Below are 26,394 nucleotides of genomic sequence, written 5' to 3' on the forward strand. Positions count from 1 at the left end.
GGCCAGGCAGGCCGCCAGCAGCGCCAGCGTACCGGCGAGGGCGGTGCCCGTACGCCAGGGCACCCCGCCCCAGCGGTACAGGACGGTCAGGGCTCCGACGGCGGCGGCGGCCATGGCCGGGGCCGCCCCGAGGGACTGCAGGCGCGCCAGGCCGAAGGCCCGCCCCACCAGGTAGCCGGGGGCGAGCAGGAAGGCAAGGAGGAAGGCGGCTGCGGGCAGTGCCTGAAGCCAGGTCACTTGCCCCCGCCGATGGTCAGGCGGGGGGTGCCGGCCCACAGGGCGGGGTCGGTGACGCGGCGGCCGTCGAGCAGCAGCCGCACGCCGGGCAGGTCCGCGGGGGCCAGGGTGGCGTACTCGGGGTGGTCGGCCTGGACGATGGCGACGTCGACGGCGTCGCCGAGGTGGTAGGCGTCCCAGCCGAAGCCGGCCAGCTCGGCGTCGGTGTACATGGGGTCGTGGACCAGCACCTGCGCGCCCTTGGCGCGCAGCGCCTCGACCGTGGGGAACACGCCGGAGAAGGCGGTCTCCTTCACCTTGCCGCGGTAGGAGGCGCCCAGCACCACCACGCGCATCCCCTCGAGGCTGCCGAGCACCTCCACCGCGCGGTCGACCACGTACTGCGGCATGGTGGCGTTGAAGGAGCGGGCGGTGCGCACGATCGAGGCGTCCGGGTCGGTGGACAGGTACAGGCGCGGGTAGACGGGGATGCAGTGGCCGCCCACGGCGATGCCGGGCCGGTGGATGTGGGAGTAGGGCTGGGAGTTGCAGGCGTCGATGACGCGCTGGATGTCGAAGCCGGCCTTGTCGGCGTAGACGGCGAACTGGTTGGCCAGACCGATGTTGACATCCCGGTACGTGGTCTCGGCGAGCTTGGCCATCTCGGCGGCCTCGGCAGTACCCATGTCCCACACCCCGTTGGGGTGGGGCAGGTCGGTGCGCTCATCGAAGTCGAGAACCTGCTCGTAGAAGCGGATACCGGCATCGGTGCCGGCCCGGTTCAGACCGCCCACCAGCTTGGGGTAGCGGCGCAGGTCGGCGAAGACCCGCCCGGTGAGCACACGCTCGGGGCTGAAGACCAGGTGGAAGTCCTCCCCCTCCTTCAGCCCGCTGATCTCCTCGATCAGCGGCTTCCAGCGCCCGCGGGTGGTGCCGACCGGCAGGGTGGTCTCGTAGGAGACCAGGGTGCCGGGGGTCAGGTGCTCGGCGAGGGAACGTGTGGCGGCGTCCATCCACTCGAAGTCCGGCTCCCAGGTCTCATCGTTTACGAACAGCGGCACCACCAGCACCACGGCGTCGGCGCCCGGGATGGCCTCGGCGTAGTCGGTGGTGGCGCGCAGCGCCCCGGCGGGCACCAGCCGGGCCAGCCGGTCGGCGAGCTCGGCCTCACCGGGGAAAGGCTCGCGGGCGGCGTTGACGGCCTCAACGGTGGCGGGGTTGACGTCCACGCCGATGACCTCGTGGCCCTTTCCGGCGTACTGGACCGCCAGGGGCAGACCGATCTTTCCCAGGGCGACGACGGCGATGCGCATGCAGAATCCTTCCTCAGCGGCTGCAGCAGGCAAAGCGAGAATACCCGTTCAGCCCGCCGCGGCGGCCCCAAGGAGAAGAGCATCATAGTGAGCCCTGACATGCGACCAGTCGTTGGCGCGCAGGATGTGCTCCTGCTGGCGGTGGCGGTAGTCGGCGTCATCGGCCAGGGCGAGGATGCGGGCGGCGGCCTCCTGCGGGGTGTTCACCACCCAGTCCTCCGGGAACAGCGCCGCCGGGCCGCCCCAGCGGGCGACGTCGGGCCAATTGCGGCATACGGGCAGAGCGCCGGAGGCGACCCCCTCGATGAAGCCCTCGTGAGTGCCCTCCCGCCGCGAGGCGGAAACGATCACGCCGGCGCGCCGCAGGTACTGGGGCACCACCTCGGTGCGGCCGGTGATGGTGACGGCGTTGCCGAGGGCAGCCAGGCGGGCGGTCACGGCGTCGGCGTAGATGCGCTCCTCCGGAGACAGGTGACTCGGAAATCCGGGGCCGATGAGCAGCAGATGCCAGGCCGGGTCGGTCTGGCGCAGCAGGTCGAGGGTGTCCAGGGCCCAGGCGGGGTCCTTGCGCAGGGCTGCCCAGCCCACCAGCGCCAGGGTGCGGGTAGCGCTCGGTTCCTTGGGCAGGGTGAAGCGTCGCAGTTGCGCCCGGTTGGGGACGGTGGCGACCTCCAGGGTGTCGGGCAGGGGCAGGCTGGCGCGCAGAATCTCCCGGATTGTGGGGGCAACGGTGACCAGCTGGTCAACGGCCGTCCAGTCCACCAGCTGTGGCATGACGGTGGAGGCCTCGTAGGAGTGGACCCGGATCAGGAGCCGTGCCCGCGGGGCCAGCACCGGCGCCACCAGGCTGGCCCAAACCGCGGCCGCATTGCCCCACTCCACGAAGATGGTGTCGGCCCAGGCCAGGGCGGTGGCCGCCTCGTCGAAGTCGCCGGTGAGCAGGCCGGCGCCGACCGGGTCGACGCCGCGGGCCAGGCGCAGGCGGGCGTGCAGGAGCCGGCGCCGCGTCGGGGTAGCCGGTAGGCCACGCAGATCCAGGGTGCGTACCTCGCAGCGCGGATCGGCGCGGTAGTCCTCGACGATGCCGCGGACGAAGGTCCAGTTCTTCAGGGAGATGAACAGCACCCGCTCCGGCCCCTCCTTCCGGACGGAGGCGTGCCGGCGGGAGGCCAGCGGTGCGGTGGCGGCGGCCCACGCGGACGAGGCGCGCAGCGGGGCCAGGAATACGGCGGGGTCCGCGGTCAGGGCGGAGGTGGCGGCCGCGAAGTGCAGGCTCGGGTGGAACATCATCCGCACGGCCATGTCCAGCAGTTCCTCCGCGGCCGCGTCGGCGCCGGCCTCCCATGCGGCGTCGGCCTGCGCGAGTAGGTCGGTCAGGGCGTTGGGGGGCAGAGCACCGGTGGCGGTTTGCGCGCCCGTGTTCATAGCCAGGATGGCCTCCTCGACGGCGACGACAGCCGCCGCTCGCCGGCCGCCCAGCAGCCCGCGCGCCCGCCCCAGCAGGCGGTGGGCGCGGGCGTGCTCGCCCCGGTCGGCCAGGAAGCGGGCGCGACGGGCCGTCTCGATGGCGCCGCTGACTGCGTCGTCCCGGCGGATGGCCAGGCGCAGGCGCGCCAGGGTTATGGAGACCAGCGCGGCCCGTCCGGGCGGGGTGACGGCGGCACGGGAGGCGATCCCGGTGATCCCGGTGGCGGTGCGTGGCATCGGTGCTCAGTCCTGGTCTGGGGCCGGCGGGTTGCCGGCCGGTGCGGGTGCGGGCGCTGCGGGAAGCAGTTTGGTAAGCATGGAGGCCGCCATGAAGCGCAGGGGGGCCTCCCGGTCCAGCAGCCAGGCGGGGTCGCGCGTGAGCAGGGTGGCGGGGCGACCGTGGCGGCGGCGCGCCTGGGCACGGTGGATGAGCACGGAGGCCGGCACACCCGGATCCAGGCAGGCGTCAAGCAGGTCCCGGTCCGCCCGCGACAGGACGCGGTCGAAGCCGGGCGCAGCACCGTGCAGGCGCCGACACATGCCCGCCAGCGCGGCCCGCTCGGTGGGCGTCCAGATGTCCTCCCGGTCGCGGTAGTAGACGGCGCCGAACACGTGGATGCGCACCAGCTTGACCACCACGGCGCGGCGTCGCGCCGCCGTGAGCGAGGCGAACCAGGGCGCGCGCAGCACGCCGGGCAGGAAGCCGAGCTGCTCGTCCATGGGACGCACGTCATAGGTGACCCGGTCGGAGGCGTCCTCACCGATCAGGTAGACGGGGCCGGCCGCGTCGTATGCGGTGGGCACGGTGGCGAACAGGCCGGTCACCATGGCCACGTCCCCACCCACGGTGGCGCCCTCCACCAGGTGGGCGCCGGTGCGCCGGAGCATCGCCACGCTGAGCAGCCCCAGCGGGGCGGAGCGGTAGGCGAGGCGGTCGGCAGCCAGGTCGGTGCGGGCCAGGCGACGGATGGCGCGGGCGGCGGGACCACCGGCACGGTTCGAGACGCGACCGGCCGCGCGGGAGCACAGGTACGGGGCGAGCAGCCGGGTGGGGCGCGGCGCGGGTGTGGGCACGATCGCCGTCGGGCGTCCCAGGGCCAGGCGGGGAATGACGAATTCGGCACCGGTCGCCCCGGCCAGCGCCAGCCAGGAGGCGACCGCGCCGGGGGCGAGGCGGTCGTCGGAGCCCATGATGGAGACCCACGGGGTGCGGGCGGCGCGCATGCCCGCGTTGAAGGGGCCGGAGGCGGAGGGGCGGGGGTCGGTGTGCTCCAGGTAGCGCACCAGTTCGCGGTGCCCGGGCCGGATCGCGGCGGCGATCTCCTCGGCGGGCCGATTGTGGCAGGCGACGGTGACGGCGGCCTCGGGGTTGCCTTCCAGCAGGGAGGCGACGGCGCGGGCGATCGGCCGGGTGGGGGTGTGGCAGGCGACGACGACGTCCACCTGCGCGCCGGGCGGCGGCTCGGGGCGCCCGAGGTCGGTGCGTTCGACGGTGTTGGGGCCGAGTCGACGGCGCCCGCGGGCGGCGGGTTGGGCGAGTGTTTCGTGCACGTGCGTTACCCCCGGGGCTCGTCACCGGGCCAGGTCTCACCCCGCGGGGCGAGTAGGTCGCGGTAGGCGGTGTTGTAGCCGCGGGTGGCCGCGGCGGTGGAGAAGCGGTCGCCGATGGTCGCGGCGATGGCCTGGGCGGGCGTGGCCGCGGTGGCGGCGTCGAGTTCGGCCACCGCGTCGGCCCACTGGGACGCATCGCGGCTGACGACCAGGCGCGAGTAGGCGGGGTCCAGGTACTCGCTCTGGCCGCCCTTGGCGCCGGTGACCACGGGGCGGCCGGCAATGACCGCCTCCGCCACGGCGATGAAGAAGTTGTCGGAGCGGGTGGGGGCCAGGAACAGGTCCGCGTCCGCGAGCGCGGCGCGCACGCCCGCGGCATCCAGGGTTCCGGTCAGGGTGATGCGCCCGGCCAGGTCGGGCGCGGCGGCGCGCTCGGTGACGGCGTCGCGCAGGGGCCCCTCCCCCACCCAGGTCAGGTGGGCGTCGACGCCGCGGCGCACGAGTTCGGCCACGACCTCGAGGGCCAGCAGCGGGTCCTTGCGGTCGATGATTCCGCCTACGCTCACCAGCCGCAGCGTTCCGTCGCCGCGGTCCCGCCGCGGGGCGGGCGGATAGGGCTCGACAATGCACGGTACCGGGCGGGTGTCGCGCCCGCCGCGCCCCAACGCCACGCCGTCGGCGAGGAACTGGGAGTCGGTGGTGACGATGTCGGGCAGGCGCAGCAGCCGACGCAGTGCGGGCAGGGCGGCCCGGGCCGTCGGCGGCAGGGTCTCCGGCGCGGTCAGCGCGGACCAGTGCTCGGTGTGGATCCAGGGCAGCCGCGGCCGCAGCAGGGCGGCGGGTTCCAGCGCGGAGGCGGCCATGGTGTGCAGGATCTGCGGGGTGAAGGCGTCGCTGCGCAGAGCCGCGCCCAGGGCGCGGGCGGCGCGGGCGACGTCGGCGGGGTTTTGTGGGTTCATGGGGATGCGCCGCACGGGCAGGCCGGCGTGCATCAGGCGGCGGGTGCCGTCGTCGTCCCCGGGCGCGACCAGGTGAAGCACGCGCAGCTCGTGCGCCCGGCCGATGGCGTGGAGGTTGTTGACCACGAAGCTGCCGCGGGAGGGGGCGACGGCCGTGGGGAACCAGGTGGTTACGGCGAGGACCCTCATGCGTTCTCCCCGGTGTCGGTGCCGCGGTCGGCCGGGACGGCGAGCGTCGGATCGACGGCGGCGGCGCGGCGGTCCGCGGCCAGGATGGCGTCCCACCAGCCGGACATCTGCTGCTCGGCGGACAGCTCGCGGGCGGCGGCGTGGGCGGCGGCCTTGCCGGCGGCGACCTGCGCGTCGGTGAGCGAGTCCAGGGTGGCGGCCAGGGAGGCGGCGGTGAAGTCCGCCGTGACGGCACCCAGGTGGTACTGCTCGACCACGCGGGCCATTTCCGGGCTGGGTGAGACGACCGCGGCCAGGCGGGCCTGGATGAAGTCGAACAGCTTGTTGGGCAGGGTGTGCTTGTAGTTGAAGGAGACCGGCGGGATGGAGAAGACGCCGACGTCGTAGCGGGCGAGGGTGTCGATGAGCTCGGCGTAGGGGACGGGGTCCATCACGTGCACGCGGCCGGCGCGGTCGGCGGGCAGGGCGGCGGCCTGGGCGCGCAGGGCGTCGATGACGGCGGGGTCGTTGCGGGTCAGGTACAGGTCCAGGGTGACGTCGCGTTCGGTCAGGCCGACGGCCTCGACCATGATCTCCAGGTGCCGGTCGGGCAGGGCGGCGCCGGAGTGCACCAGCCGCAGGGGGTGTCCGACCGGGGTGGGGTCGGCCTGCCGGTAGGGGGTGGCGTTGGTGACCACCTCGGCGCGGATGCCGTATTCGCGGCGGTAGGCGTCGGCCAGTCCCTGGGCGACGGTGGTGACCGAGTCCGCGCGGGTCACGTAGGTGCGGCACAGCCAGCGCACGTAGGGGGCGACGAAGATGCGCCAGCGGGGCACGCCCTCCTTCTGCCGGGGGGCGTACTCGTGCAGGTCGGCGTGGACGCCGCCGGCCGGGCGCAGCCACAGGGCCAGTGGCACGGTTTCGGCGTCGTCGGCCAGGACCACGTCGAATTCGCCGGGCTCCAGCTGTTCACGCACCCAGGCGACCACCTCCTGGTGCGCCTGGGCGCGGGCGAAGCGGCGGGCGATCAGGTCGGCGCGATCCAGCCGCCAGGAGACCAGCTCATCCGGGATGCGCACGTGCCGGGCCACGCCGTCGGGAGCCTCGCCGTAGCCGCAGGTGGTGACCTCGTGGGTGGGGGTGAACAGGCGCACCTGCTTCAGCACGCGGGCGTCGGCGGCGATTGGGGAGAAGGAGATGATCAGCAGGCGGGGGCGCCGAGGCGCGGAGGTGGGGCCGGAGGGGACGCTCATGCGCGTTCCCCCATCAGGGCGCGGCGGTAGGCGCCGATCAGCGCCCCGGTCTCCTGCTCCCAGGTGAGCTGCGGGCAGGCGGCCAGGGCGGCGGCCCGGTAGCGGTCGGGGTCGGCCAGGATGTGGGAGATGGTGGCGGCCAGATCCGCCGGGTCCTCCCCGGAGAAGACCTCCCCCACCCCGTAGCGTTCGACGACGGCGCGGATGTCCGGCAGGTCGGCGGCCGCCACGGGCAGACCGCCGCGGATGGACTCGAACAGCTTGTTTGGCAGGGCGAAGCGGTAGGACAGGCAGGTGGGGCGCACGTGCACCACCGCCACGTCGGCGTCGGACAGGGCGTCGGCCACCTCGTGCGGGGCTACCGGCCCCACCCGGTGTACGCGGTCGCTCACGCCGTGGCGGGCGGCTTCGCGGGCGACGACGGCGAGGTAGTCCGGTTCGCCGTAGCCGAGCATGACCAGGTGGACGTCGGCGGGCAGGTGCGGCAGCGCGGCGATGGTCTCCTCGATGCCGCGGGAGGTGGTGATGCGGCCGCCGTAGGCGATGACCTTGTCGGTGGGGGCCAGGCCGGCCAGTTCGTGCAGCCGTCCGCGGCCGGGATCGGGCAGGGGGCCGGCCGCGGGAATGTTGCGCACCAGGGCGGGTGGAGTCTCCAACCGGTAGTGCTCGGTCAGCCAGTCGACGATGGAGGGGGAGACGGTGATGACGGCATCGGCGCGGCGGATGCCGCGCTTCTCAACGGCGGCCTCCACCTTGCGGGCCACGGGCCGGTCGGTGCGGACGTTGCGGTGCAGCCAAAGCTCGTGGGAGTCGTAGACGAGGCGGGCGTGGCAGCGGTCCACGATCCACAGGGCGGGGGCGAGGGTGTTGCCGTCGTTGGCGTGAACCACGTCGGGCATCCAGGCCAGCGCGGCGCGGGCGGCGCGCAGCCAGTAGTCGCCCAGGGAGACGGTCTTGTAGGCGCGCATGGCCGCGTCGGCGGTGAGCGCGCCGGCGCGGTCGGCCGCCGCGTGTGCCGCGGTGGTGATGGTCGGGCGGGGGGCGTGCGCGCGGGCCGTCTCAACCTGGGCGGTGTCGGTCGCCGATGCGGGAACCGCCGCAGTCCCGTCCGCGAGCGCCGGTGTGCCCTGGGGCTCGGTGCCGGCGCCGCTGGCGGCCGGCGTCTTAAGTGCCTCGGCGCCCGTGGGCGCGCCGGTCTTGCCGGTGACGCGGTCGCGCAGGGCCGCCAGGCGGGGGGACACATTGGCGAGGGCGAACTCGCGGGCGCGCACGATGTCGACGCCGTCGCTCACCGGGACGGTGCCCTCGGGGTAGCCGGAGTTAGCCCGGGCGACGGCGAAGATGCGCACGGTGGCGCCGGCGGCGCGCAGGGCGGCCGCCTCCTTCAGGACGCGGGCATCATTGTGAGCGTCGTTGTAGACGAGCATGGCTACGCGCGGGCCCCGCCCGTTGAAGGTCGGTAGCCGCAGCGCCGACCCGCCCGGGACGGGGGCGCCGGAGGGAGCTGTCCGCGTGACGGCGGTGTCGGCGGGCATCGTCTCATTCATGCGGTCTTCTCCTGCCTGTCCGGTTGCATGCGGGAAGCGGCGCCCACGGCGCCCCGGGCGGCCGACTCATCGTCGTCGTCGAGCAGTCCGGCCAGGGCCGCCTGCTGGGCGAAGTCGGGGGCGGCGGCGACCACCTCGTCGAAGGTGCCGGAGGCGACCAGGTGGGCATCGCGCATGAAGCACACCTGGTCACTGTGGCGGATGGTGGCCAGGCGGTGCGCCACCACAATGACGGTCACCTCGCCGGACAGCTCCGCGACCGCCTCGGTGACGGCGGCCTCCGTGGCGGTGTCCAGGGCGGAGGTGGCCTCATCCATGATCAGAACGAGCGGCTCGGAGTACAGGGCGCGGGCGATGCCCAGGCGCTGGCGCTGCCCGCCGGACAGCTTCATGCCGCCCTCGCCGACCGATGCCCAGATGCCGCCCTCGCGCTCCTCAATGACGTCGAGCAGTTGGGCGCGGCGCAGTGCCCGGCGTACTCGGTCCACGTCAATGGAGTCGGTGTCCCAGGACAGGGCGACGTTATGGGCGACGGTCGAGTCGAACAGGGAGACTTCCTGGGGCACGTAGCCGACCCGGGAGCGCCAGGAGTGCAGCACCTCCGTCAGGGGCACGTCGTCGACCCGCAGCTGCCCGCCCGAGGGGGTGAGCAGCCCCAGGATCATGTCCACCAGGGTGGACTTGCCCGAACCGGAGGCGCCGACCAGGGCGAGGGAAGTGCCGAAGGGAAGGGTCAGGGAGACGTTCTCCACCGCCGGATTGTCGGAACCGGTGTAGGTGAAGGAGACGTTGTCGAGCACCAGGGCGCGGGCGTCGTCGGGCAGCTCGGTGCCGGCGACCATCTCGGCATGCTGGGCCCGGTTGACGCGGCCGGCCTCGATCTCCGCGAGCACCCGCTCGGCGTAGGGGATATTGGAGCCGGTCTGCCCCATGATCGTCTGGAAGCGGGTGATGGAGGGGACGATGCGGAAGCCGCACACGCCGAACAGGGCCAGGGAGGACAGCGCCTCGCTCTGCCCGCCCTGGGCGTAGCCGATGCCGGCGGCGATGGCCAGACCACCGATGAGTGCGATCTCCAGCATGTAGCGGGGCACGGCGCCGAGGAAGGACTGATCGGCGCGGGCCTGGGAGGCCTTGCGGCGCTCGGCGAGCACCACGCGCTCGAGTTCGGCGGCCTTGTCCCGCAGGGTGATCTCCTTCAGGGAGTGGACCATTTCGGAGACCAGGCGAACAGCACGCACCGAGTAGGTGCGGTTGTCCTTGCCCGCGGCCACCGCCCGGCGCAGCACCCACATGTACATGACCAGGGCGACGATGCCGAAGTAGGCGACGGTTACGGCCGCCATCGTGGGGCGGGCGACGAACAGCACCACCATGACGGCCACGAAGGTGCACACCTCGCCGGCCAGCTGGGTGAAGGGGATCAGCACGCCGGAGACGGTGGAGGCCACGCCCACGTCCGTGGAGCGGACCAGGTCGGTGGAGTGGCGGCGCAGTCGTTCGGCCCAGGGGGCGTAGAAGAAGGAGTCGAGCAGCTGGGCGCCCAGATCCTGTTCGAAGCTGGCGAAGCGCTTGGTGGAGGCGCGCTGAATGGCGATGGCCAACAGGTCCTTGCTGATGATGAGTACGCACACCACCACCAGCAGCCACACCGTGCCGGTGCCGCCCACCGTGATGCCGATGATCGGCACCGTGAACGAGGTCCCGGTCATCAGCGGGGTCAGTAGGAGCGCCAGGAGTCCCAGGGCGGCGACGTCAAGCAGGGACAGCGCTGAGAACAGGCCGGCGAAGGTCAGGATGAAGCGCGCAGCGTCATGAGGCAGGACGCTCAGCAAACTCCTCACGGTGCGCAGCAGCAGACTCACCCGGCGAGTATATCCAGCGGGTCTCTCAGCGTGGGCCCTTCCCACCGCCGCTTCAGCGCCGGCACTCCCCCGCCCTCCCCTCGCCGAGGTCGGTCGACGTTACGTGCCGAGGTCGGTCGACGTTACGTGCCGAGGTCGGTAGAAGTGGTGAGACCGGTCATCTCGGCAGGCGCCGGAATGGGCCGTGCCGACGACGGCGCCCGAGCGCGCCTGCTGGGGGCGCACCGGCCGGTAGAGTCCGAGCCATGAAGGTGCTGTCCGTGGTCGGGGCCCGCCCCCAGTTCGTCAAACTCGCCCCCATCGCCCACGCCTGCGCCGCCGCCGGCGTGGAGCACGTGATCGTACACACCGGCCAGCACTACGACCCCATGCTCTCCGACGTCTTCTTCCGCGACCTGGGCATTCCCGCGCCCGACGTGCACCTGGGTGTGGGGTCGGGCTCGCACGGGGTGCAGACCGGGGCCATGCTCGCGGCGATGGACGGGGTTCTGGCCGAGCACGCCCCTGACTGGGTGCTGGTCTACGGGGACACAAACTCTACGCTCGCCGGGGCGCTGGCGGCGGTGAAGCTGCACGTGCCGAGCGCCCACCTGGAGGCGGGGCTGCGCTCCTTCAACCGCGCCATGCCCGAGGAGATCAACCGGGTGCTCACCGACCACGCCGCCGACCTGCTGCTCACCCCCACCGCAGTGGGCGCCGCCCACCTGGCCGCCGAGGGGCTGGCCGAGCGCACCGTGGTGGTGGGCGACGTCATGACCGATGTGCTGCTGCGGGTGCGTGACCAGGTGGCGGGGTCGCCGTCGCCCGTGATGCGCGAGCTGGGTCTGGCAGAGGGCGGCTACTCGCTGGCCACCATCCACCGGGCGGAGAACACCGACGACGCCGGCCGGCTGCGCGCGGTGCTGGATGCCCTGGCCCGCGTGGACCATCCCGTGGTGCTGCTGGCGCATCCGCGGCTGGTGGCCAAGTGCGCCGAGCACGGCATCGACCTGGAGGCCGTCGGCGGGGCCCCGGGCTCGCAGCTGCTGGTGCACCCGCCCCTGCCCTACCCGGAGTTGATTGCCTCCGCCCTGCACGCCCGCGGCGTGATCACGGACTCCGGCGGCTTGCAGAAGGAGGCCTTCCTGCTGCGGGTGCCGTGTACGACGGTGCGACCGCAGACCGAGTGGGTGGAGACCGTGGAACTGGGCTGGAATGTGTTGGTGGAGCCCGGGGAGGCACTGGTGGCGGCGGCCTCCCGTCCCAGGCCGGCCGAGCCGGACCCGGGCGCTGCCACCCCCTACGGCGACGGTCAGGCCGCCGAGCGGGTGGTGGCCGAGCTGTGCACCCGCGCCGGCACCGTCACCTTCTGACCGTCCCGCTCCCGTCCGGGCCGTTCTGACTGGCCCGGCTCGGCCGGCCGCCCACGAGCGCCACCAACCTCTACGAGCACAAAGTCGTGTGTCAGTCCGTCACCGACGCCTCGGCCAGCAACACCTCGGCGGCGTCACGCAGGGCGGCCTGCATGGAGCGGTGCCGCATGACCCACTCCCGACGGCGCTGCGCCGCTTGGGCCCGCTGCGCGTCGTCGGCCCGGGACGCCTCCAGGGCGGCCAGCATGGCGGCGGCGACCTGCTCGGCGTCGTAGTCACTCGCCCAGCCCAGGGCGTTGGCGGGCAGGTCCGTGCGCGCCGGCCCGGGTCCGGCGTAGACCACCGGGGTGCCGCAGGCCAGGGCGGCGAAGATCTTGGTGGGGTAGGCGAAGTCGTAGCCAAGCCCCGGGCGAATGGACACCACCGAGGCCACCGCCCCGCGCTGCCAGGTGGCGGCCTGCGCGGCCGGCACCAGGTCGCGGAAGACCACGCGCGCGTCCCCGCCCGCCAGGTCCTTCAGCGCCTGCCAGTCGCTGCCCTGCCCCAGGAACACCAGCCTGGCCTCGGGCTCCTCCCGGTGCACCAGGCGCAAGGCCTCGATGAATACGCCCGCCCCCTGCCACTCCGAGGCGGTGCCGGCGTACAGGAAGTACGGCGCCGCTGGTGCGTCGGCGGCGCGCGGCCCAGCGGGCGTGAACACGTCGGTGTCGATGCCGTTGGGCACCACGGTCACCGCGCGGGCGCCCAGTTCCCGTACCCGCTCGGCCACGCCGTCGTTGACGGCCAGCACGGTGCGGGCGCCGCGCAGCACCAGGCCCTCCACGCCCCGCAGGGCGCCGACCACCCAGCCGGGGGCACCGGTGGAGGCGGCCGCATCGGACCAGACGTCGGCGGCGTAGTAGGCGTAGGGGGCGCCGCGCAGGGCGGCGGCCACGCCCACCACCGCCCCGGTGGTGGGCGGCGGCTCGGCGACGATCAGGTCCGGCGCCGGCCCGGCCAGCAGCCGTGCCGCGAGCGGGATGTCGAAGCTGAGGTACTGGGCGTAGCCGCGGATGTAGCCGCCCTCGTCACGCAGGGCCGGGGCGGAGCTGACGGTGACCCCGGGGTCGGCGGGCGCAGCCATGCCCGGCGGGGTGGAGGTCAGCACGGTCACCTGTGCGCCGGCGTCGGCCAGGGCGCGGGCCAGTCCGCGCAGCCGCAGCGCGGCGGCCGCAGGCTCGGGGGCGTACAGGCGGGTCGCCAGCACCACCCGGGGCTCTCCCCCGCGCGGGCGGGCGCGCAGGGCGGCGGTCGCAAGCACCGCCGCCCCCGTTCCCGCCGCGGCCAGGGCGAGCAGACGGCGGTTCACAGCTGCACGGTGCGGCCCTCGGCAGCGGAGGTGAGCACCGCCTCGACCACGCGCAGCGTGTTGACGCCCTCGGCCATGGTGACGTGCTCACCGCCCACGCCGCGCACGGCGTCACGGAAGCGCTCCTGCTCCAGGGCCAGCGGCTCACGCTTGGGGATGGCGTAGCGGATGACGTCGCCCTCGGTGACACCGCGGAAGTTGGCGACCTGGTCCCAGTAGGAGGTGACGGTGCCGTTGGCGTAGAAGGTCAGGTCGCCGGTAAGCGTATCCGCCACGAAGGCGCCCTTCTCCCCGGTGACGATGGTGACGCGCTCCTTGAAGGGGGTCAGCCAGTTGACTACGTGGGAGACGATCACGCCGCTGGCCAGCCGTCCGGAGGCGACCACCATATCCTCGTTCTCCCGGCCGGAGCGGTGGGCCACCTGGGCGCTGATGGACACGTATGGCGAGCCCGCCACCCAGGCGGTCAGGTCGACGTCGTGGGTGGCCAGGTCCTTGACCACGCCCACGTCGCTGATGCGCGCCGGGAAGGGGCCCTGGCGGCGGGTGAGGACCTGATAGACCTGGCCCAGCTCGCCGGCGTCGAGCCGCTCCCGCAGCGCCCGCAGGGCCGGGTTGCAGCGCTCCACATAGCCGACGGCACCCACCAGGCCGCGGGATGCGAAGGCGTCGCGTACCCGCTCGCCGGCCTCGACGGAGTGGGCGATGGGCTTCTCCACCATGGTGGGCACGCCCGCCTCGGCGAGGGCCAGGGCGACCTCCTCGTGGTAGACGGTGGGGACGGCGACCATGGCGGCATCCAGGCCGGCGTCGATGAGGGCGTGCACATCCGGCAGCACTTCCAGGTCCCCGGCGACGCCGAAGCGGTCGCCGCCCGGGTCGGCCACGGCCACCAGAGCCACGCCCTCGGTGGCGCGGATGACCCGGGCGTGGTGGCGGCCCATGGAGCCCAGGCCGATCAGGCCCAGGCGCAGCGGAGCGGCGGTGGTGGCGTTCTCGCTCATCTCAGGCACCCGCCTTCACGACGGCGTCCACGGCCTGCACGATGCGATCCAGGTCGGCCTGCGACAGGGAGGGGTGGACCGGCAGGGACAGGCACTCGCGGGCGACCAGTTCGGTGTTCGGCAGTTCGAGGTCGGGTGCGTAGGGGGCCAGGGAGTCCAGGCGGTGGTTGGGGATCGGGTAGTAGACGCCGGAGCCGACCTGCCACTCCTCGCGCAGGGTGCTCTGGGCGGCGTCGCGCTCGGCGGCGGTGGCCCCCTCCAGGCGGATCGTGTACTGGTGGTAGACGTGCCGGTAGCCGTCGGGAACATGCGGTGTGATCACGCCGGGGACGTCGGCGAGTCCGGCGTCCAGGGCGGCGGCATTGGCACGGCGCGCCTCGGTCCAGCCGTCCAGCTTCTTCAGCTGCACCCGGCCGACGGCGGCGGCCACGTCCGTCATGCGGTTGTTCAGGCCCACCAGTTCGTTGGCGTACTGCTTCTCCATGCCCTGGTTGCGCAGCAGGCGCACGCGGCGCGCCAGTTCTGCGTCGGAGGTGGAGACGATGCCGCCCTCCAGGGTGGTCATGTTCTTGGTCGGGTAGAAGGAGAAGGAGCCCCATGCCCCGAAGGTGCCCACGGGCTTGCCGTTGATGGCGGCGCCGTGCGCCTGAGCGCAGTCCTCGAAGACCGCCAGGTGGTGGCGGGCGGCGAGCTCCATGATGGCGTCCATGCTCGCCGGCAGGCCGTACAGGTGCACCACCTCGATGGCGACCGTATTGTCAGTGATAGCGGCCTCCACCGAGACCGGGTCCAGGGTGAAGGTGACCGGGTCGATGTCGGCGAAGACGGGCTTGGCACCGGTGATGGCCACGGAGTTGCCGGTGGCCGCGAAGGTGAAGGAGGGGACGATCACCTCCGGGGCGCCGCCCTCGGCCTTGAGGTTGCTGGCCAAGGTGGCCAGGTGCTGGGCGGAGGTGCCGGAGTTGACGGCGACGCAGTGGGCGCCGGCGACCACCTGGGTGGAGAACTCCTCCTCGAAGGCGGCGACCTGCGGTCCCTGGACGACCATGCCTGAGGCCAGGACGGCGTCGACGGCGGCGCGCTCCTCGTCCCCGATGATCGGCTTGGCGGCGGGAATGAACTCGCGTGACATCAGTGGGTGACCTCCCGGATCGTGTTTTCGGAGCTGTTGGCGGCAAGTGTTTCTTCGTACAGGGCGCCGGTTGCGGGGCAGCGCCACCGGCGCATGCCTGCGGGGGCCGGCTCGCCGGCGACGTCGGCGGGGGCGGCGTCATTGCCCGTGGGGGCGTTCGCCGCGTCGTCTTCGACGGGTACAAGCGGCTCGCCGGCGCGGCCCACCCAGCCGATGCGGCGGGCGGGAACCCCGGCCACCAGCGCATGTGCGGGCACGTCCTTGGTGACGACGGCGCCGGCGGCGACGGTGGCCCATGCGCCGATGCGCACGGGGGCGACGCACACGGCGCGCGCCCCGATGGAGGCGCCCTCCTCCACGGTTACGCCGACCGGTTCCCAGTCAGAGGCCGACTTCAGGGAGCCGTCGGGGTTGACGGCGCGGGGGAAGTGATCGTTGGTGAAGGTGACGGCGGGGCCGACGAACACGCCGTCCGCCAGGCGGGCGGGCTCGTAGATCAGGGCGTAGTTCTGCACCTTGCAATTGCGCCCCATGCGCACGCCCTCGCCGATGTAGGCGCCGCGGCCCACGATGCAGCCCTCACCGAGCACCGCGTGCTCGCGAACCTGGGCCAGATGCCAGATGGATGAGCCCTCCCCGATGGTCGCGTCGGGTGAGACGTCGGCGGATGGGGCGATCCGGGCGGGACTGGCCGGACTCATGGCGGCTCCTCACTGGCCTGTAGCTGGGCACTGGGCGTACGTCGGAGCACCGACCTCAACCGGGCGGCACTGCGCGGCCATCTTAGGACAATCGTGTGCGAGAATGCGGCGGTGACGTCCACCGATGGCCAGCAGTCGCCGCCACCCGTACCGGTTGGCCCGATAACCGACGCCTGGCTGGTGATTCCCCTGTTCAACGAGGCCCCGGTGGTGCGCGGCGTCATTGAGGAGGCGCGGCGCGTCTTCCCGCTGGTCGTCGCCGTCGACGACGGCTCGAAGGATGACTCGGCAGCACAGGCCGCGGCGGGCGGCGCCGTCGTCGTCCGGCACCCGCTCAACCTGGGTCAGGGAGCGGCGCTGCAGACCGGCATCACCTATGTGCTGGAGCGTACCGACGCCCGCTACGTGGTGACCTTCGACGCCGACGGCCAACACTCGGTGGCCGACGCCGCCGCCATGGTGCAGGCGGCCCGCCAGGAGGGCCTGGCGTTCGTGCTGGGGTCGCGGTTCCTCCAGGGCCCCTCCCCCGTCGGCTGGCTCAAACGACTCGTGCTGAAGACCGCCGCGGTGGCGGCCTCACACACCACCGGCATGCACCTGACCGACGCGCACAACGGCCTGCGGGTGATCCGCCGCGACGCCGCCGCCCGGCTCGACCTGCGCCAGAACCGGATGGCCCACGCCTCCGAGATCGTGCGCCAGCTTGGCGCCACCGGACTGCCGTGGCGGGAGTTCCCGGTGCACATCGTCTACACCGACTACTCCAAGGGCAAGGGGCAGTCGTTGTGGAACTCGATCAACATCCTCGTTGACCTGCTGTTCTCGTAACCCGCCCCCATACTTGATGTCATGAGCTCGCAGATCATCATCCAGGTCGTCCTCATCGCCGCGGTCGCCGCCATGGGGTGGATGATGCTGCGCTCGCCGGGCGGAGCGCGTCACCAGGCGGGCCGCCGGCTATTGACCCTGGCCTTCGTCATCTTCGCGATTGCCGCGATCGTGGCGCCGTCACTGCTGACCCGGTTGGCGCACCTGGTGGGGGTCGGCCGCGGCACCGACCTGCTGCTGTATGCGCTGGTCGTGGCCTTCCTGTTCCAGATCCTGTCCTCGTTCCGGCGCAACGCCGCCCGCGAACGGCAGATCACCCGGCTGGCCCGGCGCGTCGCACTCGACGCCGCCCCGCCGCCGCCCTCACTGCCCTAAGACGTGCCGCACGTGACGGCGTCCGCCATCATCCTCCTCGCGAGGTTCGGTGTCCTCAGACCGTGCTGACGGCAGGGCAGCGGGCCGCAGTCCCACGCCTCACGTACGACTTTTCCTCACACGTACGAGTTTTGGAGATTTGCGACGTCCCGGCGCGGTGTGATGTCCTGAGGCAGAACTATCACCGATGTCCTGAGACATAACAGACGTCCCGGCGCGGGGAAAACTCCGAAACGCGCGGGTGAGAGCCGAATGCGTACGTGAGAGCCGAAACCGTACGTCCGACACAGGTTGGCGCGTACGCCGTGCCTGGCAAGTCAGTCTCCCGCGCGCACCGCCTTGAGGGCCTCCTGGACCTCGGCGGGGTCTTCGTCGTAGGCGCCCATGGCCTGCGCGTCTGCAACCATGTCCGACAACGCCTCACGGGCCTTCCTACGCTGCCGACGCTGAAACTCGAGCACGTCAACCAGATAGAGGCGCCGGTGGCGACGCACCTTCTCGAATGGGATTTCGCCGGCATCAAGCATCCGCACCAGGGTCGAGCGGGAAATGCCGAGCATGTCGGCAGCCTCCTGCGTCGTCATTCGCAGGTTCTGCGGAGCGACGGTGACCGCCATCCCCTGCCGCATCGCGTCAGCGACGTGCGCTAAGACGTCCGCCATCTCTGCACTGAGCTCGATTGTTTTCCCATCAACGATCAGCCGGAGGGTGACTCCGGGCGCGGTAAGCACCGCCACGAGGTCCGCGAACCGTCCCGCAACTTCCTCGTCCGGAAGGTAAGTCTTGCTCTCGACAACAGATGTCATGAGACCTCCAATCAGTACGCCAAGAGCAGCGTGAGCGTTTTGAACGCTTTGAGCGTTTTGAACGCTCTAGAACAAGTGTACCGATTCCACCTGCGGAAGCCAAGAGGCAGTCTCAGCCGCGGCGGGCGGCGCGCACGGCGATCTCCTCGCGGGCCTTCAACCCCGCGGACACCGCCCAGCGCACGGGCGCCTGCCAGACGGCCGGGTGACTGGCGTTGATGTAGCGGCGCGCGGAGGCGTGGTGAGCGCGGATCATGCGCTCGGGCCGGCTCTTCCAGCTGGCGCCCTGCGCGTGTACGACGACGGCGTCCGGCACCTGCAGGTTGAGCCAGCCGGCCCTCCCCACGCGCGCGCCCAGGTCGACGTCTTCGAAGAACATGAAGTAGTCCTCGTCGAACCCGCCCAGCCGTTTCCAGGCGGCGGCGGGCAGCAGCAGGCAGGCCCCGGACAGCCAGCCGACGGCGTGCGTGGCGTCCTCATTCGTACCGTGGTAGGCGGACGAGAAGGGGTTCCCCGGCCACACCTTCCCCAGGATGGCGTGGCCTGCCCCGCCCACCAGGGACGGCAGGGCTCGACCGGACGGGTAGACGCTCCCGTCCGGGTTCAGCAGCCGCGGCCCCAGGCAGCCGGCCCGAGGTTCGGCGTGTCCCGCCTCGATCAGCGCGTCCAGGCTGCCCGGGCGCCACTGGATGTCCGGGTTGGCGACCACCAGCCAGTCCTCGGTCAGATCGCGGGCCGCGAGGTTGGCTCCCGCCCCGTATCCGCGATTGGTGCCGTCACCGACCACGCGCGCCCCGAAGCGCTCGGCGGCACGGTTGACGCGCTCGTGCTCGGTGCCGTTGTCGGCAATGACCACGTTCGGGGTCCACCTGGTGGCGGCGCGCAGGGTTTCAAGGAAGCGCTCAAGCTCCTCGCCCGGGTTGTAGGCGACCGTGACCACGCGAATCGTCTCCGGCGGCGGCCCGGCCGAGGCGCGGGGCGAGGTAGGCGTTGCGTCAGTCACGCGTGGGAGACTACACGCGCATCCGCCCGCGTGTGCGCACCCGCGAGCGGGCGCATGCCTTAGGGTGGAATGACCAAGAAATGACGACAATCGTCTGAGATTCCTCCGCGCGAAGAGCGCGGAATCACAGCTTCTCACAGACGGGTTCCTTATGATCATGGCCGTGCCCTCCCACGCCAAGCCCAAACCACACGCGAGGCATTCCGCCAAGGACCTGACGCGACGCACCGCGCGCCGGTTCCTGCTAGCCGGGTTCGCCGTGGTGCTGTTCGTGGTCTCCGGCGTCGGCATCGCCTACCACGACCTCCAGTCGCAGGTGAACACCATCGACATCAACGATCTGCTGGACGACAACCGCGACACGCGGCAGGTGGCGGACAGCTATGAGGGCCAGGCTGTCAACATCCTCATTCTGGGAACCGACTCACGCGCGGGGGCCAATAACGTCGACGGCTCCGAGGGCAGCGAGGAGGTGGCGGTGGCCCGCTCGGACACCGCCATGATCCTCCACCTCCCTGCAGACCGTTCCCGCATCGAGCTCGTCTCCATCCCGCGCGATCTACTGGTGGACATCCCCGCCTGCAAGACGGCCGACGGCGGCACCACCGAGGCAATGTCCTACACCACGTTCAACACCGCCTTCGCCAACGGTGCCGGCGCCAGCGCCGATGATGACGCCGTCGCCGCCGGGGTGGCCTGCACCCTCGCCACCGTCGAAGAGCTGACGGGCCTGTACATCGACGAGTACCTGGTCGTGGACTTCAACGGCCTGATCACCACGGTCGACGCGCTCGGCGGCGTCAACCTGTATGTGGACGAGGACATCAACGACACCGAATACACCAAGCTGGTCCTGGAAAGCGGCTGCCAGCACCTGGACGGCGCCACCGCCCTGCAGTACGCGCGCGTGCGCCATGGCGTGGGCGACGGCTCGGACCTCCAGCGCATCCCCCGCCAGCAGAACCTGGTGTCGGCGATGCTGCGGACCGCCAAGTCCAAGAACTACTTCACCAACGCCGACGCCCTGTACAGCTTCGCCCGCGCCGCGCTGGGCTCCCTCACCGCCTCCCCCGGCATCAGCTCCCTGACGACGCTGGCGGGACTGGCCATGTCGGCTGGCAATATCGACATGGATCAGATGACCTTCATCACCATGCCCAACGAGCAGGCTCCTTGGGACGGCAACCGCGCACTGCCCACGGACGAGGCCGACGCCGTATGGGCGGCCATGAAGGCCGATACCCCCATCTCCGAGGCCCTGGATACGGCTGCCCAGGAGCCCACGGACTCCTCGTCCGACGCCACCTCCACCGACGCGGCGCAGGAGGACCAGGCGACGCAGCCAAGCTCCGGTTCCGACCAGTCCGGCACCGCCGCGAACAAGACGATCCCCACCGCCGACGCCACCCCGGAGGACCCCGCCGCCCAGTGCTACTGAAACAGGCCCACGACACCGCAACCGAGCCCAAGGGACAGGAGGCCAGGTACCGGTGAGTTCCACCGACGACGGCGATCTTCCCCCGTCATTCACCCCCGGAAACGGCAAGCCCAGCCGCCGGACCAGCAACCCTGGCCGTCCGGCCCGGCCCTCCGGCCAGCAGGCCCGCCGCCCGGCCACGACGCCCGCCAGTTTCGAGCCGCAGTCCAACAGGCCCAGTGCCGACGGCGATGCCGCCGCTCACAGCGGCGCCGCCCCCCGCCGTCCACTCCCGCGACGGGCCTCCACGTCGTCGTCGGGCGGCACCCCCGCCCGGGCGAGTGAAACCAGACGCAGTAGCACCCCCAGGAGTCGGGCGCGGGCCGGTTCGTCGGCGGTACCGCTGAGTTCTACAAGCTCCCGCTCGGCACGTGCCCCCGAGGGCACCCGGGTGCTGCCAGCCGGTGCCGCCCCCTCGGCACGCAGTCGCAATGTGCCCCGCCCACCCGCCGCGGCACGCCCAGGCCCGCTGGCACCCGCGTCACCACTGAACGATCACACCCAGCCCGAACCGCCGTCGCCCCCCACCCGCAAGAAGCGACGCCACCCGCTGCGGTGGGTCGCCGCGGTACTGGTGATCCTGCTGGCACTGGTCGGTGCGCGCGTGGCCTGGCTGGTCCACGACGTGAACTCCAAGCTGCAACGCGTCGAAGCGCTGTCCGGCGCGGACGACACCCCCGGGGAGACCTGGCTGATCGTCGGCTCCGACTCGCGTGCCGACGGCGCCGTGGTCGACAACACCGAGGGCGCCCGCTCCGACTCGATCATGCTGCTGCACAAGGCGCCCGGAGGACAGGCCTCACTGACCTCGCTGCCCCGCGACACCTTTGTGGAGATTCCCGGTTACGGCGGCAACAAGATCAACGCCGCCTACTCCTACGGCGGCCCCACGCTGCTGGTAGCCACCGTCGAACAACTGACCGGACTGACCGTTGACCACTACGTCGAGGTCGGCATGGGCGGAGTGTCCTCCATGGTGGACGCCGTCGGCGGCATCAACGTCTGCCTGGACTACGACGTCAACGACGCCGACTCCGGCCTGGTTTGGGACACTTCCCAGGGCGAGTGTCAGGACGTCGACGGGGAGAAGGCGCTGGCCTACTCCCGTATGCGCAAGTCCGACCCGACCGGTGACATCGGGCGCGGCCTGCGGCAGCGCGCGGTCATCTCCGCAGTGGTGTCCAAGGCGGTCTCCACCTCCACACTGACGAGCTTCTCGCAGCAGGACACGCTGGTGGACGCCGGCACACAGGCGCTGGTGGTCGATCAGGACGCCTCCATGGTCGACCTGGGACAAATGCTGCTGGCCTTCCGCTCCGCCTCCAACGCCGGCCTGACCGGGGCACCGCCGATCGCCAGCCTGGACTACGAGCCGGGAGGAATCGGCGCCGCCGTCCTGCTGGAGGACACCACTGCCCCTGACTTCTTCGGCAAGCTGCGCGAGGGCACGCTGATGACCGCTGATTTCAACCAGTCCTGAGCGCCTGGCGCCCCCACCAATCGGGGCTGCGTCGAACCGTCAGCTCCCAGGCCGACACGATCGCCCCGCGCGCTCCCCGAATGGGGAACCGCGCGGGGCGAATGCCAGGCGGGGGGACTCAGCCGAAGTGGGGCCGGTCGGGGTCGGCCTGCCAGGCGGAGAAGGACGAGGAGACGATGTCGTCCAGATCGTGCTCGGCCTCCCAGCCGAGCACCTCGCGGATGCGGGTGGCGTCGCCGATCAGCTGCGGCGGGTCGCCGGCACGGCGGCCCAGCTCCTCCGGCTCCACCCGCTGGCCGGTGGCGGCGGCGACGGCGTCGATCACCTTGGAGACCACCTCACGAACCGACGCGCCCTTCCCGGTGCCCACGTTGAAGACGTGCTGGTCCATCTCCTCGTTGCCGGCCAGGCGGTCCAGCGCGGCGATGTGGGCGCTGGCCAGGTCGCGCACGTGGATGTAGTCGCGGATGCAGGTGCCGTCCGGGGTGGGGTAGTCGGTGCCGAAGATCTTCGGGGACTCGCCACGGGCCAGGCGATCCAGCACCATGGGGATGAGGTTGAGGGTCGCCATGTCGCCCAGGTCGTCCCAGCCGGCGCCGGCGACGTTGAAGTAGCGCAGTCCCGCCCAGCGCAGCCCCCAGGCGCGCTCGCAGTCGGCCATCATCCACTCGCCGATCAGCTTGGTCTCCCCATAGGGGTTGATCGGGTGGCAGTCGATGTCCTCGGGCACGACCTCCACCGGCGGCATGCCGTAGACCGCGGCGGAGGAGGAGAAGATCATCTGCTCCACACGGGCCTGCTCCATGGCGGCCAGCATGTTGGCCAGACCGCCCACGTTCTGCTGGTAGTACCAGGCGGGGCGGGCCACGGACTCCCCCACCTGCTTGCGGGCGGCGAAGTGGATGACCGCCGTGACGTTCTTACGCTCCATCAGGTCGGTCAGGACCTCGGTGGCGTTGCCGGCGGCGACGTCGAGCTCGACCAGCTCGGCGCCCTCCACGCGCCCGGGGGTTCCGTAGGACAGGTCGTCTACGACGACGACCTCATCCCCACGTTCCAACAGCAGACGAACAACATGGGCGCCGATGTAGCCGGCACCTCCTGCGACGAGGATGCTCATGGGCAAATCGTACCGGGCGCGCCGTGACCCCGCGTGTATCTAAAGTCCGGTTCGGCGGGCCGGCCCCGCCGTCGAGTCAGGAGCGGGCGGCGACTTCCCGGCGCAGCGCCTCCCCCTTGGCGTGCGCGGTCTCGGCCAGCTCCGCCTGGAAGGCTCGCATGGCCGCACGCAGCCGCTCGGCCTCGGGTCCCTGTCCCGCGCCCAGAATGCGGGCGGCGAGCAGGCCCGCGTTGCGGGCGCCACCGATGGACACGGTGGCAACCGGCACCCCGGCGGGCATCTGCACTATCGACAGCAGTGAGTCCATTCCGTCCAGGTACTTCAGTGGCACGGGCACGCCGATCACGGGCAGTTCGGTGACGGCGGCGAGCATCCCCGGCAGGTGGGCGGCACCGCCCGCACCGGCGATGATCACGCGCAGCCCGCGCCCGGCGGCCTCGCGCCCGTAGGCGAGCATCTCGTCGGGCATGCGATGGGCGGAGACCACGTCGGCCTCGTAGGGGACGCCGAGGGCGTCGAGGGCGTCGGCGGCGGCCCGCATGGTGGGCCAGTCGGAATCCGACCCCATGACGATGCCAACGACTGGCTGCTGGTCCTGCTGGTTGCTCACGGGGCGCTCCTACGCTGAATTCACCGAATCTGCCGTTTGCCGCGCATCACCCGCACCGACCGCGGCGCGGCATCGGAACAGCGCCGCCAAGGCACGAGCATGCTCAGCAAGCCTATGCCCAACCGGCGCCGGGCGGGCCTCGGCGGCCCGCTCAGGCCTCGCCGCGCAGGATCGCGACGACGGCACGGGCACGCTCGCGTACGGCGTCGATCCCCGCCGGGTCGGTGGCCGAGGCGGTCAGGTTGACGTGTCCGAGCTTGCGGCCGGGGCGCCACTGCTTGCCGTACAGGTGGATGTGCGCCCGGGGCTCGCACTCCAGGGCGCGGGCCAGGGCGTCGGCGGGCGGGAGGCTGTCCCCGCCCAGGTAGTTGACCATGACGGTGGTGGGGGCGGTCGGCGTCGTCGCCCCCAGGGGGAGGTCGAGGACGGCGCGCAGGTGCTGGGCGAACTGGCTGGTGAGGGCCCCGTCCTGGGTCCAGTGCCCGGAGTTGTGCGGGCGCATGGCCAACTCGTTGATGTACAGGCGAGTGCCCTCCGGGGCCTCGACGGCGAACAGTTCCACGGCCAGCACGCCGGTGACGTCGGCCCGCTCGGCGATGGTGCGACCAATGTGCTCGGCCTGGCGGGCGGCGGCCGGGTCGAGCCCGGGGGCCGGCGCCACCGTCTCCACACAAATGCCGTCGGACTGCACGGACTCAATCACCGGCCAGACCGCGATCTGCCCGGAGGGGCGGCGGGCGAGCAGCACCGCCAGTTCGCGGGTGAAGGGGACGGCCTCCTCCACCAGCAGGCTGGTGACGGCACCGCCGCCCAGGGAGCCGCCCCCGCCCGTGCCGTTGGTGGCATGCCCGGCGCGGGCGGCCGCGGTGGCCTCCAGCCAGGTGGCGGCCTCGCCGTCGTCGAGGGCGGTGGCGGAGTCGACCATGAGCACGCCATGCCCGTCGTAGCCGCCGCGCGGGGTCTTGAGCACCACCGGCCAGCCGTGGTCGGCGGCGAAGGCACGTATCTGGGCGCGCATCTCCTGCGCGTTCCCGGCGATCTCCGCCCAGGCCGGCTGCGGTAGTCCGGCGGCGTCGACGGCGCGGCGCATGGCGAGCTTGTCGCGCGCCAGCAGCAGCGCCTCGGGGGCGGGGCGTACCGGCACGCCCTCCGCCTGCAACTGGGACAGCAGGGCCGAGTCCTGGTGCTCGTGCTCGAAGGTGAGCGCGGCGGCGCCGGTCACCAGGGCGCGGACGGCGTCGGCGTCGTCGGCCCGGCCCACCGGGGCGTCGACGGTCACCTGGGCGGCCGAGCCGTCCGGCGTCTCCACGAGCGTGCGCAGGTGGATGCCGAGGGCGGAGGCCTCCTCCTGCATCATGCGGGCCAACTGACCGCCGCCGATCACGGCGAGAATGGGTGCGCTCACGGCGTCAGCCTAGCGCCGGTGCCCCGTACGCTGGCGCCGTGCCTGATTCCACGCCCCCGGACTCCCCCAAGCCCAACTCACCCGCGCGCGTCGGCGACGAACCACCGGCGTCGGCCGCCTTCCCCACGCGCGTCGACAACGGCGCCCCCGCCGGCGGCGCACCCGGCGCCCGACCGGCCCCGGAGTCTTCCCCAACCTCCCGGCCTTCCCTGGCTTCACTGCCGCACTGGGCGGCAGTGCTGGTGGTGTGGGCGGCAACGAGCGCACTCTCACTGCTGATCCTGCGGCTGGGCGCGCAGGACACCGGGCCCACCGTATGGGCCCCGGCGAGCCCGTCGTGGATGCAGCACGCCTCCTTCTGGGACTCCGGCTGGTACGAGCGCATCGTGCGCGAGGGCTATCCGACGCAGCTGCCGACCGACGCGAACGGCACCGTGCAGCAGAACGCGTGGGCCTTCATGCCCCTGCTGCCCCTGCTGGCCCGGGCCCTGGCCTGGACGGGCTGGTCCTTCTACGCCTGCGCCACCGTCGTGTCGCTGGTGGCGTCGGCGCTGGCGGCGCAGGTCATGGACCGCTGGCTGGCGCCCCGCGTGGGGACGGCCGCCTCCCTGTGGGCGGTGGCGCTGGTGTGGGGTTCTCCCTGCGCCGTGGTGCTGCAACTGCCGTACGCGGAGTCGCTCGGCCTGCTGGCGGTGGCGCTGGCACTGCTCCTGGCCGAGCGGGGTCGTTTCCTGGCGGCGGCGCCGGCCGTGGTCGCGGCGGCCTTCGCGCGGCCGCTCGGGGTGCCGCTGACGGCGGCGTTGGGACTGTGGTGGCTGTGGGAGACGGCGTGTGCGCGGCGGTCTACCACGACGCCGTCGGCCGGGGGTGCCCTGGAGCTCAGTGGAGCCGGGGACGCGCCGCTGGGCCCCAGCGCGCGCCGGGGACTGCTGGGCCTGACCGGTGTTGCCGCCGCGAGCGCCCTGGCCTGGCCGCTGCTCGCCTGGGCGGTCACCGGCCGCGCCGATGCCTACACGGCCACGGAGACGTCCTGGCGGGGCGGCGAGCTGACGCCCCTGCTGCCCTGGCTGACGCGCAGTGGCTGGTGGGTGGGCGACCATCTGGGTCCGCTGCTGCTGGCCGGGTTCGTGATGGTCGGCGCCCTGGCGTTGTCGGCGCCATCGCTGCGGCGGCTGGGCAGGCCGGCGTGGCTGTGGTGCGTGGGCTACTGCCTGTACCTGCTGGTCTTCTTCGACCCGACCACGTCGGTGCTGCGCCTGCTGCTGCCGCTCGCTCCGGCCGGGTGGGCGCTGGCCGCCCGGACGACGCCGCGCGTGCGGGCGACTCTGCTCGCCCTCGGGATGGTGGGACAGGTGTTCTGGGTCAGTTGGGTGTGGGACGGCTTCGGCGCCATCACCTGGGTGCCGTAGCACGT

23 protein-coding genes are annotated in these 26,394 nt (G+C 72.3%); 6 read left to right on the top strand and 17 right to left on the bottom strand.

Annotated features, from left to right (window positions below):
* The 8 genes from BN1056_RS01330 to BN1056_RS01365 form a co-directional block, all read right to left on the bottom strand.
* Nucleotides 1-237: DUF6541 family protein (locus BN1056_RS01330; RefSeq protein WP_342343926.1), on the bottom strand; the 237-nt coding region annotated here is incomplete at its 3' end.
* Nucleotides 234-1,529 carry a nucleotide sugar dehydrogenase gene (locus BN1056_RS01335; protein ID WP_210578452.1) on the bottom strand — a complete coding sequence of 432 codons (1,296 nt, stop codon included), beginning with the start codon at nucleotides 1,527-1,529 and terminating at the stop codon, nucleotides 234-236. The genes BN1056_RS01335 and BN1056_RS01330, both read right to left, overlap by 4 nt.
* 48 nt (nucleotides 1,530-1,577) lie before the next feature.
* Nucleotides 1,578-3,233: a glycosyltransferase gene (locus BN1056_RS01340; RefSeq protein ID WP_210578453.1), complete on the bottom strand. Its 1,656-nt coding sequence runs from the start codon at nucleotides 3,231-3,233 to the stop codon at nucleotides 1,578-1,580.
* 6 nt (nucleotides 3,234-3,239) lie between these two features.
* Nucleotides 3,240-4,547, bottom strand: a complete 1,308-nt coding sequence (locus tag BN1056_RS01345) for a glycosyltransferase family A protein (protein WP_210578455.1) — start codon at nucleotides 4,545-4,547, stop codon at nucleotides 3,240-3,242.
* Between the two features lie 5 nt (nucleotides 4,548-4,552).
* Nucleotides 4,553-5,695 carry a glycosyltransferase family 4 protein gene (locus BN1056_RS01350; protein WP_210578457.1) on the bottom strand — a complete coding sequence of 381 codons (1,143 nt, stop codon included), beginning with the start codon at nucleotides 5,693-5,695 and terminating at the stop codon, nucleotides 4,553-4,555.
* Nucleotides 5,692-6,927, bottom strand: coding sequence for a glycosyltransferase family protein (locus BN1056_RS01355; RefSeq protein WP_210578459.1), 1,236 nt, complete (start codon nucleotides 6,925-6,927; stop codon nucleotides 5,692-5,694). Before BN1056_RS01355 ends, BN1056_RS01350 begins: the two co-directional genes overlap by 4 nt.
* Nucleotides 6,924-8,474, bottom strand: a complete 1,551-nt coding sequence (locus tag BN1056_RS01360) for a glycosyltransferase (protein ID WP_210578461.1) — start codon at nucleotides 8,472-8,474, stop codon at nucleotides 6,924-6,926. The genes BN1056_RS01355 and BN1056_RS01360 overlap by 4 nt, the downstream gene beginning before the upstream one ends.
* The gene (locus BN1056_RS01365; protein ID WP_210578463.1) at nucleotides 8,471-10,339 is read right to left on the bottom strand and encodes an ABC transporter ATP-binding protein; all 1,869 of its coding nucleotides are present in this window, start codon (nucleotides 10,337-10,339) and stop codon (nucleotides 8,471-8,473) included. Before BN1056_RS01365 ends, BN1056_RS01360 begins: the two co-directional genes overlap by 4 nt.
* Before the next feature lie 245 nt (nucleotides 10,340-10,584).
* Between BN1056_RS01365 and wecB the strand changes: the two genes are divergently transcribed.
* The gene (gene wecB, locus BN1056_RS01370; RefSeq protein ID WP_210578465.1) at nucleotides 10,585-11,691 is read left to right on the top strand and encodes a non-hydrolyzing UDP-N-acetylglucosamine 2-epimerase; all 1,107 of its coding nucleotides are present in this window, start codon (nucleotides 10,585-10,587) and stop codon (nucleotides 11,689-11,691) included.
* Nucleotides 11,692-11,782: 91 nt separating this feature from the next.
* Here the strand turns inward: wecB and BN1056_RS01375 are convergent, their stop codons facing one another.
* The 4 genes from BN1056_RS01375 to BN1056_RS01390 are packed head-to-tail and all read right to left on the bottom strand — an operon-like array spanning nucleotide 11,783 to nucleotide 15,876.
* Nucleotides 11,783-13,039 carry a glycosyltransferase family 4 protein gene (locus BN1056_RS01375; RefSeq protein ID WP_244671443.1) on the bottom strand — a complete coding sequence of 419 codons (1,257 nt, stop codon included), beginning with the start codon at nucleotides 13,037-13,039 and terminating at the stop codon, nucleotides 11,783-11,785.
* On the bottom strand, nucleotides 13,036-14,043 hold the full coding sequence (locus tag BN1056_RS01380; RefSeq protein ID WP_210578467.1) for a Gfo/Idh/MocA family protein: 1,008 nt from the start codon (nucleotides 14,041-14,043) through the stop codon (nucleotides 13,036-13,038). The genes BN1056_RS01375 and BN1056_RS01380 overlap by 4 nt, the downstream gene beginning before the upstream one ends.
* A 1-nt stretch (nucleotide 14,044) precedes the next feature.
* Complete coding sequence (locus BN1056_RS01385; protein WP_210578469.1) at nucleotides 14,045-15,175, bottom strand: DegT/DnrJ/EryC1/StrS family aminotransferase; 1,131 nt, start codon at nucleotides 15,173-15,175, stop codon at nucleotides 14,045-14,047.
* On the bottom strand, nucleotides 15,175-15,876 hold the full coding sequence (locus BN1056_RS01390; RefSeq protein WP_210578470.1) for an acyltransferase: 702 nt from the start codon (nucleotides 15,874-15,876) through the stop codon (nucleotides 15,175-15,177). The genes BN1056_RS01385 and BN1056_RS01390 overlap by 1 nt, the downstream gene beginning before the upstream one ends.
* A 111-nt stretch (nucleotides 15,877-15,987) precedes the next feature.
* Between BN1056_RS01390 and BN1056_RS01395 the strand changes: the two genes are divergently transcribed.
* Both BN1056_RS01395 and BN1056_RS01400 read left to right on the top strand, forming a co-directional pair.
* Nucleotides 15,988-16,704: a glycosyltransferase family 2 protein gene (locus tag BN1056_RS01395; RefSeq protein WP_210578472.1), complete on the top strand. Its 717-nt coding sequence runs from the start codon at nucleotides 15,988-15,990 to the stop codon at nucleotides 16,702-16,704.
* 21 nt (nucleotides 16,705-16,725) lie between these two features.
* The gene (locus tag BN1056_RS01400) at nucleotides 16,726-17,079 is read left to right on the top strand and encodes a DUF2304 domain-containing protein (RefSeq protein WP_210578474.1); all 354 of its coding nucleotides are present in this window, start codon (nucleotides 16,726-16,728) and stop codon (nucleotides 17,077-17,079) included.
* A gap of 317 nt (nucleotides 17,080-17,396) precedes the next feature.
* Here BN1056_RS01400 and BN1056_RS01405 read toward each other — a convergent pair whose 3' ends face one another.
* Both BN1056_RS01405 and BN1056_RS01410 read right to left on the bottom strand, forming a co-directional pair.
* Nucleotides 17,397-17,885, bottom strand: a complete 489-nt coding sequence (locus BN1056_RS01405; RefSeq protein WP_210578476.1) for a helix-turn-helix domain-containing protein — start codon at nucleotides 17,883-17,885, stop codon at nucleotides 17,397-17,399.
* Nucleotides 17,886-17,997: 112 nt separating this feature from the next.
* Nucleotides 17,998-18,888: a glycosyltransferase family 2 protein gene (locus tag BN1056_RS01410; protein WP_244671444.1), complete on the bottom strand. Its 891-nt coding sequence runs from the start codon at nucleotides 18,886-18,888 to the stop codon at nucleotides 17,998-18,000.
* 157 nt (nucleotides 18,889-19,045) lie between these two features.
* On the opposite strand from BN1056_RS01410, the gene BN1056_RS01415 reads away from it, so the two are divergent.
* Together BN1056_RS01415 and BN1056_RS01420 are read left to right on the top strand one after the other, a co-directional pair.
* Complete coding sequence (locus BN1056_RS01415; protein WP_210578479.1) at nucleotides 19,046-20,326, top strand: LCP family protein; 1,281 nt, start codon at nucleotides 19,046-19,048, stop codon at nucleotides 20,324-20,326.
* Nucleotides 20,327-20,798: 472 nt separating this feature from the next.
* A complete protein-coding gene (locus tag BN1056_RS01420; protein WP_244671445.1) occupies nucleotides 20,799-21,845 on the top strand; it encodes an LCP family protein in 1,047 nt (348 codons plus the stop codon).
* Between the two features lie 118 nt (nucleotides 21,846-21,963).
* Here the strand turns inward: BN1056_RS01420 and galE are convergent, their stop codons facing one another.
* The 3 genes from galE to BN1056_RS01435 all read right to left on the bottom strand — a co-directional run bounded on the left by galE (nucleotide 21,964) and on the right by BN1056_RS01435 (nucleotide 24,980).
* On the bottom strand, nucleotides 21,964-22,965 hold the full coding sequence (galE, locus tag BN1056_RS01425; protein WP_210578483.1) for a UDP-glucose 4-epimerase GalE: 1,002 nt from the start codon (nucleotides 22,963-22,965) through the stop codon (nucleotides 21,964-21,966).
* 76 nt (nucleotides 22,966-23,041) lie between these two features.
* Nucleotides 23,042-23,533, bottom strand: a complete 492-nt coding sequence (gene purE, locus BN1056_RS01430; protein WP_073327790.1) for a 5-(carboxyamino)imidazole ribonucleotide mutase — start codon at nucleotides 23,531-23,533, stop codon at nucleotides 23,042-23,044.
* A gap of 193 nt (nucleotides 23,534-23,726) precedes the next feature.
* Entirely contained in the window at nucleotides 23,727-24,980 is a 1,254-nt protein-coding gene (locus BN1056_RS01435) for a 5-(carboxyamino)imidazole ribonucleotide synthase (protein ID WP_210578485.1), read from the bottom strand.
* A 209-nt stretch (nucleotides 24,981-25,189) separates the two neighbouring features.
* Between BN1056_RS01435 and BN1056_RS01440 the strand changes: the two genes are divergently transcribed.
* Nucleotides 25,190-26,389 (top strand): hypothetical protein, encoded by a 1,200-nt coding sequence (locus BN1056_RS01440; protein WP_244671448.1) that lies wholly within the window; start codon nucleotides 25,190-25,192, stop codon nucleotides 26,387-26,389.
* The last annotated feature ends 5 nt before the right edge of the window (nucleotides 26,390-26,394 follow it).

Source organism: Actinomyces succiniciruminis (genome assembly GCF_900002405.1).
Classification (GTDB): domain Bacteria; phylum Actinomycetota; class Actinomycetes; order Actinomycetales; family Actinomycetaceae; genus Actinomyces; species Actinomyces succiniciruminis.

What these genes read in the sequence shown, in the direction of transcription:
- BN1056_RS01335 (WP_210578452.1), bottom strand. Translation starts at nt 1,529, where the DNA reads ATGCGCATCGCCGTCGTCGCCCTGGGAAAGATCGGTCTGCCCCTGGCG.
- BN1056_RS01340 (WP_210578453.1), bottom strand. Translation starts at nt 3,233, where the DNA reads ATGCCACGCACCGCCACCGGGATCACCGGGATCGCCTCCCGTGCCGCC.
- BN1056_RS01350 (WP_210578457.1), bottom strand. Translation starts at nt 5,695, where the DNA reads ATGAGGGTCCTCGCCGTAACCACCTGGTTCCCCACGGCCGTCGCCCCC.
- BN1056_RS01355 (WP_210578459.1), bottom strand. Translation starts at nt 6,927, where the DNA reads ATGAGCGTCCCCTCCGGCCCCACCTCCGCGCCTCGGCGCCCCCGCCTG.
- BN1056_RS01360 (WP_210578461.1), bottom strand. Translation starts at nt 8,474, where the DNA reads ATGAATGAGACGATGCCCGCCGACACCGCCGTCACGCGGACAGCTCCC.
- wecB (WP_210578465.1), top strand. Translation starts at nt 10,585, where the DNA reads ATGAAGGTGCTGTCCGTGGTCGGGGCCCGCCCCCAGTTCGTCAAACTC.
- BN1056_RS01380 (WP_210578467.1), bottom strand. Translation starts at nt 14,043, where the DNA reads ATGAGCGAGAACGCCACCACCGCCGCTCCGCTGCGCCTGGGCCTGATC.
- BN1056_RS01385 (WP_210578469.1), bottom strand. Translation starts at nt 15,175, where the DNA reads ATGTCACGCGAGTTCATTCCCGCCGCCAAGCCGATCATCGGGGACGAG.
- BN1056_RS01390 (WP_210578470.1), bottom strand. Translation starts at nt 15,876, where the DNA reads ATGAGTCCGGCCAGTCCCGCCCGGATCGCCCCATCCGCCGACGTCTCA.
- BN1056_RS01400 (WP_210578474.1), top strand. Translation starts at nt 16,726, where the DNA reads ATGAGCTCGCAGATCATCATCCAGGTCGTCCTCATCGCCGCGGTCGCC.
- BN1056_RS01405 (WP_210578476.1), bottom strand. Translation starts at nt 17,885, where the DNA reads ATGACATCTGTTGTCGAGAGCAAGACTTACCTTCCGGACGAGGAAGTT.
- BN1056_RS01415 (WP_210578479.1), top strand. Translation starts at nt 19,046, where the DNA reads ATGGCCGTGCCCTCCCACGCCAAGCCCAAACCACACGCGAGGCATTCC.
- galE (WP_210578483.1), bottom strand. Translation starts at nt 22,965, where the DNA reads ATGAGCATCCTCGTCGCAGGAGGTGCCGGCTACATCGGCGCCCATGTT.
- purE (WP_073327790.1), bottom strand. Translation starts at nt 23,533, where the DNA reads ATGGGGTCGGATTCCGACTGGCCCACCATGCGGGCCGCCGCCGACGCC.